The 13,125-nt window shown below is 43.7% G+C and carries 13 protein-coding genes; 4 read left to right on the plus strand and 9 right to left on the minus strand.

All coding sequences use genetic code 11. The features are described from left to right. Positions 1-418 precede the first annotated feature (418 nt). The 3 genes from thiM to Q9R21_RS09950 form a co-directional block, all read right to left on the minus strand. Complete coding sequence (thiM, locus tag Q9R21_RS09940) at positions 419-1,246, minus strand: hydroxyethylthiazole kinase (protein ID WP_311204374.1); 828 nt, start codon at positions 1,244-1,246, stop codon at positions 419-421. 53 nt (positions 1,247-1,299) lie between these two features. Continuing rightward, positions 1,300-2,460, minus strand: a complete 1,161-nt coding sequence (locus Q9R21_RS09945; RefSeq protein ID WP_004278840.1) for a hypothetical protein — start codon at positions 2,458-2,460, stop codon at positions 1,300-1,302. 161 nt (positions 2,461-2,621) lie between these two features. Further along, entirely contained in the window at positions 2,622-2,879 is a 258-nt protein-coding gene (locus tag Q9R21_RS09950; protein ID WP_311204375.1) for a hypothetical protein, read from the minus strand. Between the two features lie 361 nt (positions 2,880-3,240). Between Q9R21_RS09950 and pepN the strand changes: the two genes are divergently transcribed. Together pepN and Q9R21_RS09960 are read left to right on the plus strand one after the other, a co-directional pair. Next, entirely contained in the window at positions 3,241-5,847 is a 2,607-nt protein-coding gene (gene pepN / locus Q9R21_RS09955) for an aminopeptidase N (RefSeq protein ID WP_311204376.1), read from the plus strand. A gap of 215 nt (positions 5,848-6,062) precedes the next feature. Continuing rightward, positions 6,063-6,272, plus strand: coding sequence for a hypothetical protein (locus tag Q9R21_RS09960; RefSeq protein ID WP_004278836.1), 210 nt, complete (start codon positions 6,063-6,065; stop codon positions 6,270-6,272). Positions 6,273-6,305: 33 nt separating this feature from the next. Here the strand turns inward: Q9R21_RS09960 and Q9R21_RS09965 are convergent, their stop codons facing one another. Further along, a complete protein-coding gene (locus tag Q9R21_RS09965; RefSeq protein ID WP_311204377.1) occupies positions 6,306-6,752 on the minus strand; it encodes a universal stress protein in 447 nt (148 codons plus the stop codon). 132 nt (positions 6,753-6,884) lie between these two features. Continuing rightward, complete coding sequence (locus Q9R21_RS09970; RefSeq protein WP_004278834.1) at positions 6,885-7,328, minus strand: universal stress protein; 444 nt, start codon at positions 7,326-7,328, stop codon at positions 6,885-6,887. 266 nt (positions 7,329-7,594) lie between these two features. Here Q9R21_RS09970 and Q9R21_RS09975 point away from each other — a divergent pair, with 266 nt between their 5' ends. Together Q9R21_RS09975 and Q9R21_RS09980 are read left to right on the plus strand one after the other, a co-directional pair. Further along, positions 7,595-8,581 carry an alpha/beta hydrolase gene (locus tag Q9R21_RS09975; protein ID WP_311204378.1) on the plus strand — a complete coding sequence of 329 codons (987 nt, stop codon included), beginning with the start codon at positions 7,595-7,597 and terminating at the stop codon, positions 8,579-8,581. Between the two features lie 90 nt (positions 8,582-8,671). After that, positions 8,672-9,016, plus strand: coding sequence for an SMR family transporter (locus Q9R21_RS09980; protein WP_004645439.1), 345 nt, complete (start codon positions 8,672-8,674; stop codon positions 9,014-9,016). A 39-nt stretch (positions 9,017-9,055) separates the two neighbouring features. Here Q9R21_RS09980 and Q9R21_RS09985 read toward each other — a convergent pair whose 3' ends face one another. The 4 genes from Q9R21_RS09985 to Q9R21_RS10000 form a co-directional block, all read right to left on the minus strand. Then, on the minus strand, positions 9,056-10,231 hold the full coding sequence (locus Q9R21_RS09985; protein ID WP_311204414.1) for a benzoate/H(+) symporter BenE family transporter: 1,176 nt from the start codon (positions 10,229-10,231) through the stop codon (positions 9,056-9,058). A 109-nt stretch (positions 10,232-10,340) separates the two neighbouring features. Further along, entirely contained in the window at positions 10,341-11,000 is a 660-nt protein-coding gene (gene leuE / locus Q9R21_RS09990; RefSeq protein ID WP_311204379.1) for a leucine efflux protein LeuE, read from the minus strand. A 75-nt stretch (positions 11,001-11,075) separates the two neighbouring features. After that, on the minus strand, positions 11,076-12,053 hold the full coding sequence (tal, locus tag Q9R21_RS09995) for a transaldolase (protein ID WP_311204380.1): 978 nt from the start codon (positions 12,051-12,053) through the stop codon (positions 11,076-11,078). 89 nt (positions 12,054-12,142) lie between these two features. Then, positions 12,143-13,033, minus strand: coding sequence for a LysR family transcriptional regulator (locus tag Q9R21_RS10000; protein WP_311204381.1), 891 nt, complete (start codon positions 13,031-13,033; stop codon positions 12,143-12,145). Positions 13,034-13,125: the final 92 nt, after the last annotated feature.

Consider the following 13,125-nt stretch of genomic DNA (forward strand, 5'->3'; position numbering starts at 1 on the left):
GTCATGTTCCCGATTGAGCTGAATATCCTAGTATTGCACTGGGATTTTGAAGCCAAAAAAGTCAAATCAGCAATCAAAAATAAGCATGATCAAGCATCAAATATTGATTCATGTAACCTGTTAATCAAAACTTAAAAGTCATATTTAAATACTGACAAAAAATTGAACTACAATTCACATGAACTAGATTTGCATGATGCAAACAGATCTTAAGTAAAATGGAAACCGTTTGTGTGGAAATTACTAGATAAGTTGCATGAAGCCTACTCAGTTCAGAATAAAACTACTCAAAAATGATCTCCGAAAGAGCTAGACAAAACATTTCTAATGAGGTCAATAGAGCAAATGAGCAGGATCAATCTAAATAGGGGCGTTTATCTATTCAAGAGAATAAACACCCTGTGAAGCGACCAGTAAACTAAATGGATTCTGGCAGAATTTTAAAGTTGGCGTATTTTCGGATTGTTTCAGTATTGAGTTGGTGGATTTCATCCAGAAAGGCGACATTAAAACTGCCTAACTGTTGTGCGCGTTCAAATGCCAATTGACCGGCAATTGCAAAATGTACATGTGCCGTTAATGCAGCAAGGGCTGGAGACGTTACTGCACTATAGGCAGCGATCAGTGCACCGAGTGCACATCCCATCGCCGTGATTCGGGGCTGTAAAGCAGAACCGCCTGACACCTGTATCACAGGATAGTCTTTCGAAATAATGTAATCAGATTCACCGGAGATTGCGATACATTCACAATGATCCAGCAAACTTCGCGCCTGTAAATAAACATCCGCACTGTCTACTGTGCTGTCTACACCCTTGGACTCGATCTGCTTGCCAGCCAAAGCACCAATTTCAGAAGCATTGCCTCGTAAAATCGTAGGCTGGGAATGCATCAACTGATCTACGACGCCAGAACGCCAGTGCAGCACTGTTCCATAACCGACCGGATCAAGCACCCAGGGTTTTTGCAGCTGATGTGCAGTTTTCGCAGCAATCTGCATCGCCTGAACCTGCTCTGTCGTCGGTGTACCCAGATTCAGACTGATTGCTGCTGCAATCTTGGCAAAACTTTCAGCTTCAAAAGGATTGTCGATCATGGCTGGAGATGCATGTGCAGCCAGTACAATATTGGCGACATAATTGCTGGCCACCGTATTGGTCATGATATGCACCAAGGGCTGCTGTTGCTGAAGTTTCAACCAGGCTTCACAGATCTGGTCCAGAAGGGTTTGCTGTAATGCTTGCATCTAAGTCGTCATCGTGGTCATTTATAAAAGTGGAAGATAAGTTGTCTATTCGGTCAGCGGGTAAAATAATGGTCTTGATGCTTGCAGCTACGACAGAACAGGCTGACATAGTCACTGGCATCATAATCCACCGACAGTTCCTGTGAGCCGCAGTGCATACAACGTTTCTGGGAATAAAATTTCAGGCGAGGTTCGATCTTGTGCCACGAACGCCATACTGGCTGAAAGAAGATATTTTCATCATAGCCCAGAAAACGATAAAACAGGATTTCGCTCATCTTGCTGAAAGCCAGTTGCGGAGGGCGTGGCAGGGTAGAGGTTTCCCATTTTTCCGTGACGGAACGTTCCCGGTACTGCTGCAAGGTTTTCTTTAGCAGATTAGTATTAATAAAATTTTCATTGCGTGGCTTAAGAGCTTTTTGTTTGTACAGATATTCAAGTCCCGTTTGTACCAGATAATAAATCTGTCCCACAGCCAGTACATCCAAAAGACGATAGCAAAAAGTCTGAAAGCTCTGATTTCCGGCAATTTGCACATTCCAGCTACGACAATAGAATTGGGCAAACTGAATGATTTCTTCATACAGCAGGCAATAGAGTGCATCTTTGACTTCATCTGCACTTTTAAAGGGCACACCTTGGCTCAGGTTTTGGTAAAACCAATTGCGCAGCTGCTGGGTAATGCTGAACAGGGTCGGTTCAGAATATCCATCCAGTCGGACATTAATATAATAATGCTGATTTTCCTGCTGGAGATCTTTGGGAATCAGAACCTGATCCCTGATTAGGATTTTTACCAGACCATGTTGGAACAGATAATTGGGACTGATGGAATAATATCGAATTTGATGCCAGTCAATATATTCACGGTGCTGACTATATTCCTGCACCTGTTCATCCAGAACCGAAAGTAAAAACAGCTTATTGATAAAACTGAGCTGATTCAGCTCAAGAACCGGCCGATCCTGCTTTTTATGATATTGACGGTTTTCCTGTAAACGGACTTCCTTGAGCATGCGTTTACGCTGCGCCAGACATTGTTCGCAATAACAATTGTGCTTTTGATCGGAGTAAAGCTGATGCTGGCAATGGCTGCATTCATGATAGCTCAGCTCCTGATCATATTGTTCTGCCTCAATCCAATACATCGATGCCTTACACAATGGGCAGTGAGTACTTTCATCAAGCTGTTTTTGCAGAACACTGAATACCATGGTCGCGAGCAACTCTAGAATGGAAGGGCATTTGATTATACACGGCTGATGAGATGCAAACGTAGTGGACTGGTGCAATTTTTCTAAATCAAAATTAGTCACCCAAACAGGAGAAGAGCTACCGAAGTAGCTCTGATTTTAAAAACATGAAATGACGTTTTTTAAACCGGGCAGGGTAATGTGTCGTCCTCCTCGCCGCGGTGTTTGGCATGAATTAAGGCCTGAACCTTTTTAGAGGGCACTTTTTTGGCACCGAGTGCATCGTAGGTGTTGAGAATGGCAGTCACTTCATGGGCCTGAAGCGGAATGCCTTCACAGCTCATCATCAGTGCAATCACTTTATGGTCAATATTGGCCTGATCCAGGGTCTGCAAAGTTTTGATATTTTCGATCCGTACAACATGCTGTTTTAAATACATGGCTCACCTCATCATCGTTATCATTATTCTTTCATTGGAAGTGTGGGAAAACACAGTTTAACTGTAGCAAAAAGTGTGCTCATTTTTTAATCTTCATTTATGCGGTACTCTGCAAATAAAATTATATATTTTTAAATCAGTTATTTATGAAAATGTAAGAAATTATGATTCTGGTTATTTTTATGGCACAGATATTTCTTATGTAGAGCCAAGTGCTGCTCAATTAGGCAGAATGCATTGAAAGTGGTGCACGAAATGCCCATATTAGATCTAACAATACAAATGCACAGACAGCGTTTAAAACTTGGCGTATGATTTTGACATGAACAATGTCGAACACGATAAAAGATTAGGACAGGACATGAATATTGCGGCAAACCCGGTGATCGAAGCGGATCAAACCATTTATTTAAAAGACTATCAAAAACCTTCCTTTATTGTTGATTCCATCGACCTGAATATTCAAGTCTATAGTGACCACAGTCTGGTCAGCAGCAAGCTGGAGATGCAGCGCCAAACTGCTGGCGATCTGGTTCTGCTTGGCCGCGATCTGGAGCTGCAATCGATTCGGTTAAATGGTCAAATCCTGAATGCCAGTGACTACCACCTGGATGCTGAACAGCTAGTCATTACTAATGCGCCTGATCAAGTGTCGCTTGAAATCGTGGTCAAAATTCATCCTGAAAGTAATACCATGCTGGAAGGTTTATATCAGGCCAGTTCAGATCTGTTTGTGACCCAAAATGAACCAGAAGGGTTCCGTAAAATTACTTTTTATCCAGATCGTCCTGATGTGTTGTCTGTTTTTACGACGCGTGTCGAAGCAGATAAGAAATATCCGGTTTTGCTTGCAAATGGTAACCTGCTGGAAACTGGTGAAGTAGATGAAAATCGTCACTATGCAGTGTGGCAGGATCCGACCAAGAAACCGAGCTATTTGTTCGCCTGTGTGATTGGTGATCTGGCCGTGATGAAAGATCATTATGTTACTTCGGAAGGCCGCAATGTAGCTCTGGAAATCTACGCAGAAGAAAAAGATATTCCAAAATGCAAGATCGCCATGGAAGCGCTCAAACATTCCATGCGCTGGGATGAGGAGCATTATGGTCTGCCTTATGATCTGGATAATTACATGATTGTGGCGACCAGTGCATTCAACATGGGTGCCATGGAAAATAAAGGTCTGAATATCTTCAATACTTCATGCGTGCTAGCCGATGAAGAGTACACCACTGATGCCGCCATCATGCGAGTACAGTCAGTCATTGCACATGAATATTTCCATAACTGGACAGGTAACCGGATTACCTGTCGTGACTGGTTCCAGTTATGTTTGAAAGAAGGCTTGACTGTATTCCGTGACCAGTCTTTCTCGGAAGATTTGCAGTCGGCTGCGGTACAGCGTATTGATGATGTAGCGGTTCTGAAAGCACATCAGTTCCCGGAAGATTCAGGACCATTGTCACATCCACCGCGTCCAGATCATTTTGTAGAAATTAATAACTTCTATACTGCCACTGTTTATGAAAAAGGTGCGGAAATTAACCGCATGATGGCGACCTTGCTTGGCAAGGAAAAATTCCGTCAGGGAACCGATGAATATTTCCGCCGTCATGATGGTCAGGCGGTAACGGTTGAGGATTGGGTGGCTGCACTAACAGCAGGTTCAGGTGTAGATCTTTCAAATTTCCTGACCTGGTATAACCAGCCGGGTACGCCTAAACTTCAAGCAAAAGCTGAATATGATGTAGAGACCCAAATCTATCGCCTCAGCTTTAAGCAAAGCCTGAAAACCCATGCTAAATATCCAAATCTGAAAGCAGTACCCATTCCCGTGGCTTTGGCATTGTTTGATGCTGAAAGCGGTGAACAGCTAACGCTAACTTCTGAAGCACTCTTTGAAAATGGCGTCAAAGATGGCGTGTATCTGTTTGATCAGGATGAAGCCACGATCGAATTTAGCGGTGTGACAGCAAAACCGGTGGTGTCCTTGCTGCGCAATTTCTCTGCTCCGGTAAATCTGGACTTTGACTATTCAGAAAAAGAACTGGCTTTCCTGTTGCAATATGAAACGAATGGTTTTAACCAGTGGCAAGCAACTCAGACCTTACTCGAGCGTATCTTGCTGGATGACCAGCCTGCAGAAATTTATATCGAGGCTATGCTTAATACCTTGCCGGATGTGATTGAAAAAGATCCGCTGTTGGCATCACGTTTGTTTGATGTACCATCTGAAGGTTATTTAGGTAGCCGTATTGATCAGAATTATAATCCGGTCCTGATTCAGGAAAAGCGTGAGGCTTTGCTGCATACCTTGGCACGTGCCTTTGGGGAAACTGCGAAAGAAACTTATCTCAATCTGGATCCTGATCTGCAATCTGAATTTTCGCAAGCGATGGGCGTGCGCGCCTTAAGAAACATCATGCTCACGATGATGGCTCGTCAGGGAGATGCATTCGCCTTTGATTTAGCCTATGAGCAATATCACACAGGCAATATGTCTGAACGTTTGGGTGCACTGAAAGTTCTGGTCTGGAATGATGCGCCACAAGCAGAAGAAGCTCTGGCAGATTTTTATAGCCGCTTTGAAGATGAAGCCTTGTCTTTAGACCAATGGTTTATGGTTCAGGCAGCACATCCAAAAGCAACAGATGAAACCATTGCGTATCTGACCCAGCATCCGGATTATGATTTGGCGGTGCCTAACCGTATCCGTGCCGTGAGTGGTGGTCTGAATGCCAATCCGGTCAATACCTGGAGCTTTGGCGTACAGCATTTTATTAGTCTGGCGAAATATCTGGACGAGAAAAATCCGATTGTAGGCTCACGTTTGCTACAGGTATTGTCACGCTGGTATACCTTGGCAGAACCGCAACGCAGTGAAGTGAAAGCACAGCTTGAAACCTTAAAGCCACTGGTTAAATCTAAAAACGTGTCTGAGACACTCAATAGTATGCTCAGCGTATAACATCAATATTCATAAAAAACCGGATCGACCTGATCCGGTTTTTTATTTCCTGTTTATTTCAAACGCTGGCTTTAAATACAGTTGAATTTCTCTAAAGGCCTAGGTAAGTACCAAAGGGTGTTACAGTATGATTATACGGAAAAGAGTATTTGTTTATTAAGCTGTAAGCTAGGTAAAGGGATCTACAGATTCGCTTACTAGAGGTTGTCCAAGATATGTTAGTGAAAATTGAAGATGGTTTTTATTTAAATAGCCAGCATATTATTGCCGTACATGTCAGCAAGAATCCTGAAAATGGCTTACTTGAAATCTCCATTCAATATACGCCGCATTCCATTCAGCAGGTCGGAGAATACAAAAAAGTATTTCAAAGCCAGCTTGATGCTGAAATTTTCTTAAGTGAGTTAAATCAAAAACTTCGCTAAAAGCCTGCATCATACAGGCTTTGATCAAGCATCTTATTGTCTGACGATGAGTACTGGAATAGAGGAAAGTGCCAGAACATTTTGAGCGACACTGCCCAGCATGAGTTTCTGCAGACCTTTACGACCATGTGAACCCATAATGATCATATCGGTCGGGGATTCATTTGCAGCCTGTATAATGCCTTCTGACGGTGCCATGCCATGCAGGATTTTTGTCGTCACCTGGATGCCATCACGAACAAAGTTCAGTTTCAGTTCATTTAAACGATCCAGCGCATTTTGTTCTGCATGCATAAAGTAATCTGTGACTGCTGGAGCAACTTTGTAAAAATCTACGCCCTTAAAGGGATCTACCGCAATCACACTGAGTAAAGTGACATGGCTATGAAATACTTTGGCCAGTTCCAGGGCGTGATCTGCGGCAGCATAGGAAATCGAGGACTCATCGAGTGCTACGAGAAGATGATCATAGTTATTCATGGTGCTTCCTCATATTTATTATTGCAGTAAGCGGGGGTGGTTTGAGCGAGTAAATCTCCACAGCATGTTTTGCTAGAGGTTCAAATGTAAAGTAGCAAGTACTGCGCATCTTGAAGATGCGCAGCGTCAGGATTATTTTTTCACGATCAGTACGGGAATTTCACTCGCACCCAATACATCTTGTGCAAAGCTGCCCAGAATCATTTTCTGGAAGCCTTTACGGCCATGAGAACCCATAACAATCAGGTCTGCTTTCACTTCACCCGCGGTTTCAGCAATATGCTCTGCATTGACTAAACCTGTGACAATGCGGGATTGCGCTTCAATACCTTCACCGGCTGCGATGGCAGTGGCTTCTTTCAAGGCCTTTTTGGCATTGGCATGTGCCTCGATAAAATATTCCTTCATGATGGAGGAGCTGTAATAGAAATCAGCCTCGGTAAAAGGATCTTCTGCGATCAGGCTGATCAGGGAAAGCTGACTACCGAATGCCTTGGCAATTTTGGCAGCATGTCGTACTGCAGAAAAGGAAATTTCTGAACCGTCCACTGGGACTAAAATATGTTGATAAGCCATGGTTTTTCTCCGCAGGTTGTCTGATTTTTAGGCTTGGTTTATTGATAGCACAGTGCTGTGGCGGGTGCAATTGCAAAAAAGCGGTAAAATTGAAAAAACTCATTAAATTACAAATATTTTTCATGTAAAAGTGATGGAAAAAACAGAGTAAAAAACTCGGAATTGCAGTTTTAGTGATCAAAAATAAGAGGATGAATAGTCCTTGTTTGCAGCAGGATAGTTTAAACTGCCGTAGCCTGTTTTTAGATCATGTATAGGGGACAGTTTTGAGGTTTTTTGCCATTCATCTTTTGCTCATAAGTTCAGTTATTCTTTCCGGCTGTCAGACCGCACAGAACAGTAAAGTCATTGCCGGTGCTTTTAACCTGACCACAGGCTTGCAGCAAAAAGTGATGGATCGTTATGCACCTAGTGCGGTTATCGTGCAGCAGAATATTGCCTATGCGCCGCAACAGAAATTATCTCTGGATCTGTATCAGCCGCAGAATATTGCCAGTATTGGCCCACGACCGACCATTGTCTGGATTCATGGCGGCGGCTGGATTTCAGGTTCTAAAGAACATGCACGCGGTTATTTCAAGCTGCTGGCGGCACAGGGCTATAACGTGGTATCCGTGCAATATCAGTTTGCGCCACAAGTGACCTATCCAAGCCAGTTACACCAGATCAATCAGGCACTTGAATTTCTCGATACCTATACAGACACCTACCAAATCGATGCCCAGAACTTATATCTGGCCGGAGATTCTGCCGGGGCGAATATGGCCAGCCATTACGCCGCGCTTTTGACCAATCCTGTATTTGCCGACCAATCCGGTATTCAGCCTCATCTGCAACCCGCGCAGCTTAAAGGTTTAATCTTGCATTGTGGAATTTATGACTTGGAAGCATTTGCCAGCACAGCACCTGAGGAAATGAAAATTATCGAATGGGGTGTCTTTAACCTGATTCAGGCTTATACCGGCGATCGTAAACATGATGCCGAGTTTTTAAAGCAGATTTCTCCGATTCAGTATATTACGCCGTCTTATCCGCCAGTGTTCATCAGTGGCGGGAACAAGGATTTTCTGACCGATACTCAGTCGCTACCATTTGTAAAAGCTTTGAAGGAACAGCAGGTTCCTGTGACTGAAATATTTTATCCAGAGTCTAAGGCCTGGCTCATTCATGAATATCAGTTTTTTATGGGAAAAAAGGAAAGTCAGCAAACCTTTGTCAAAACCCTGGATTTTTTACATCAGCTTTCCCCTTGAAGAGAAAACGGTGCAAAATGAATCTCTCAAGAGTGATCATGTCAGATCGTCCCGACAGCAATCATTGAAAAATTGTTTGGAGTTTAAAAAATGAATCCTGTCTCATGGGCATATTTGTTGTTGGCGTTGGCTATTATTGCCGAAGTGACTGGATCAACATTTCTGGTGAAGTCAGAAGGCTTTACCCGATTATGGCCATCTCTGGCAGTAGTCATTTTATTCTGTATAGCATTTTATTTATTGTCTCAGGTGATTAAAGTCATTCCTTTAGGCATTGCCTATGCGATCTGGGCGGGAGTAGGCATTGTTCTTACGGCAATCGTAGGCTATGTAATCTTTAAGCAGGCGCTGGATTTGCCCGCTTTTATCGGGATTGCACTGATCATTTCCGGTGTGGTGGTGATTAACCTATTTTCCCAAACTGCAGGACATTAAAAAGGCAGACAAAGTAGCTGCTTCATTTCTACAATAAGCTTATGCCACTTGCGGTTTCAGCTTAAACAGCAAATAAACCATCAAACCCAGTAGCAGTCCCCAAAAAGCGGAGCCAATACCAAAAAACTGGATATTAGAGGCGCTAAACAAGAACGTCATCAGTGCAGCTTCACGGTCATGACTGTCCTGAAAAGCCAGCGCAATATTGTGGCCAATGGTGCCAAACAGGGCAATGCCTGCCAAGACTGTAATCAGAATCCCTGGAAAAGCCATCAGTACACTGGTCAAGGTCGCAGCAAAAAAACCCATCAGAATATAAAACAGGCCGCAGCTCATCCCTGCAATATAACGTTTGGCCGGATCAGGATGCGCTTGGGCATCCAGACTGACTGCCGCACTGATTGCGGCAAGATTGACACTGAAACAGCCAAAGGGTGCCAGCATCGCCTGGGTAATACCCGTCCAGCCTAAAATCGGATTGACCTTGGGTGGATAGCCATAACTTTTAATCACAGCCAAGCCGGGCAGGTATTGCGATGCCAGGTTAATCACCATTAAGGGTAAAGCCAGTCCTAAAATAGCCTGTAGGCTAAATTCAGGCGTAGTCCAGACCGGCTGGGCAATACTCCAGTTCAGCTGTGGAATAGTAAAATTAATAAAGAACGGACAAAGGGCAATAGCCATCAACACGGTAATCACGATGCTATAGCGCGTACTCAGTTTTTTGGAAACCAGATAAATCGCCAGTACACAAAGCACAAATTCCCATGACTGTTGCAAACTACCAAACACTGAGATGCCAAATTTTAATAACACACCTGCTAGCATGGCACTGGTCAAACTTTGTGGAATAAACTGAAAAATTCGCTCGAAAATTCCAAAGAATCCCAGACAGGCAATCAGGACACCAGAAATCAGAAAAGCGCCAATTGCTTCCCCCAGACTATAGTGACCGGCAGAAGCAATGACCAGCGCCAGACCGGCAGTCGACCAGGCGGTTGAAATCGGATAGCGATATTTCCAGGAAAGCAGAAACCCGGAAACTCCAATGCCGATACCCAGTGCCCACAACCAGGAACTGATCTGTGCCTGATTGGCACCCAGGCTTTGCGCAGCTTCAATAACCAGTACGGCAGAAACACTGATACCAATCATGCAGGTAATAAAACCGGCCATGATGGCGGGAAAGGAGAGATCTTGTAAAAGTTTTGGCATCATCCATGACACTATTTTTAAATGCGTTTAAATCATACGCTTTTCACGTATCAACACAATGTTTTTAACAATTTTATCCAGAGGTCTGCTGGCTTGAAGCCGGTCATTGCTAGAAAGTTGAAGTCGCCAGTTTAAGGCCAAAACCGCAAAACAGGATCCCAACCGCCGCGACACAGCTGGCAGTCACTTTATAGTTCTGATTGAAATAGGAGGCCAGTTTTACACCAGAAAAAATCAGGATCGACAGATAGGTCATACTGATCAATTGCAAGATTACAGCCAGAAGCGTGAATGTCAGGGCTGGATAAGGATAGGCAGGATCGACAAACTGCACAAAAAAAGACAGATAAAACAGAATCGCTTTGGGATTTAAAATACTGATTGTGAGCGCAGTACGAAAGGGCTGAACAGATTCTACCGTATCTGGAGTCGTCTTTTTAATCTGGACGCGTTGTGATGACTTTTCCGGAAAGAAAGTCTGGTAGGCCGCAATGATTAGCTTGATACCCAAGTAACTGAGATAGATTGCTCCGATAATTTTCAGGGCAATAAACAGTACCGGAAAGGCATGCAGTAAAGAAGCTGCTCCCAATGCCGTACATATAATCAGGATCAGATCACCGGTATAAACCCCCAAGGCACCCATATATCCAGTCTTAATCCCAAAACGGGAGGCAATCGACATGACATACAGGGAGTTCGGCCCAGGCAGTAACACAATCAACGTGGTTCCAATGATAAAGGTCGTTAGATCTATGATACCAAACACGAAAAACTCGCATGAACAAAAAAGCCGATGTGGCATTATAGCAACATCGGCTTGGAGAAATTTGCCGAATTTTCTTTAAATTTCAGTGGTACTCAGGAAAGTTTCACGTAATAAAGCAGCCAGTTGTTCACGTGCTTTAATGAAGCCGTCGATCCCACCTTGCAGTAATTCACTGGCCATCGGATCCTGTTTCAATTGTGCATCAAAATCGGCATGGCTGATTGGACTGAGTTCACCTTGAACTTGAATATCTTTGGCTGAGAGTTGAGCTCGCACTTCACGTTGATCATTTTCTAGTTCGGCCAATAAATTTGGCGCTACCGTGAGCAGATCACAGCCGCTCAAGCCTAGTACCTGATCAATACTTCGGAAGCTGGCGCCCATGATTTCAGTCTGAATACCATGTGCTTTATAGAACTCATAAATACGCTTAACTGATAAGACCCCCGGATCTTGTTCAATGGGGTAAGACTCAACGCCTTCAGCTTTTTTGTACCAGTCCAGAATACGGCCGACAAAAGGCGAGATTAGAGTCACTTTGGCATCGGCACAGGCATGGGCCTGATGCTGACCAAACAATAAAGTCAGATTGGTATGAATGCCTTGTTCTTCCAGTGCTTTCGCTGCCTGAATGCCTTCCCAGGTAGACGCGATCTTGATCAGAATGCGGTCTGAGTCAATTCCATATTGCGCATAAAGTGCCAGTAACTCTTTGGCTTTGGCAATGGTAGCTTCAGTATTAAAGGACAGCGAAGCATCGACTTCCGTTGAAACACGACCTTCAATCAGTTTTAAGATTTCTACACCGAATTTGACCGTCAAAATATCAATGGTACGTTCAATCAGGGCGTCATCTGTATAGCCTTCTTGCTGGGCTTGCTGAAAAGCAGCTTCAATCAAGGCCTGATTTTCAGGTTGTTTCGCTGCTGCAGTAATCAGCGATGGATTGGTGGTTGCATCAAGCGGACGAAATTTTTCAATGGCACTCAAATCACTGCTGTCTGCCACAATGGTCGTCAAGTTTTTTAATTGGTTTAATGCAGTTAATGTCATTACGATCTAGTTCTATGGTTATTGCTTATGCTTTCTTATATATCATAAATGGCCGGTTTACCAAGTAGACTGTCGTTGAATTTCTGTGATTAATGCCCGGTTTTACGTTGTTTGCGCAAGTGATTAATCAAAAAATGAGCAGCTGTGCCTAATCGGGTTTCTCTGCTCCAGACCAGATCAACAAAATATTCAAACTTTGGGGTGAAATCGAGCAGGTTGAGAACCTGTAACTGATCTTGCAAATGTGGCTGCTCATTCAGCATTTCGAATGGCAGAACCCCCCAGCCCAGTCCTTGCTGAATCATGCTGCAAGCCGAGTGATGGTTGTCGGTGCGCCAGTAATTTCGTGAAAAGAGTAGTTCCGGCTTGATGGTGCGATCCCGACTGGCCACCACAATCTGCCTGTTTTGCAAAATCTGTTCATAACTGACTTGATCGAATTGACTTAGGGGATGCTGTTTGGCGATTACAGCGACCAGTACCTCACGTTTCAATTCCACAAACTGTTCCCGTGTTTCCAGTTGTTCGCGTTCAAACATCAGGGCCAGCTGCGCTGAACCTTCGAACAGCATACGATGTGCATCTTCCTGAGGTGCACTAAATACATTGACTTGCAGTGCAGGAAATTCCTGTTCCAGTAACACGATATAATCGGTCCAACGCGTATGCAGTAATTCTGAAACCACCACAATATTCAGTTCAGATTCCAGGCCTGAACTTAGAGCTTGAGCATGCTGTTTCCACTGGTTCATTTCTACCAGTAGCTGCTGGGTTTTTTCATACAATACTTGCGCCTGTGCGGTCGGTTTCGGTTCACGACCTATACGCTGAAACAGTTCCAGATTTAAATCAATTTCCAGATTGGCAATGGCCATGCTGACTGCGGAAGGTACTTTACCCAGTTGACGGGCAGCTGCAGAGAAAGAACCGGTTTCCATCACAGTTTTAAACATCAGCAGCTGTTCCTGATTAACATTCATAATTTTATCTTTCATTTTTACTGATAGATTCTAACTCGAATAGTCAGATTTAAAGAAATAAAATTCTTGCATCATGTAATGAATTGAGCTGA

It is taken from the genome of Acinetobacter sp. RG5, assembly GCF_031844265.1.
Lineage (GTDB): Bacteria > Pseudomonadota > Gammaproteobacteria > Pseudomonadales > Moraxellaceae > Acinetobacter.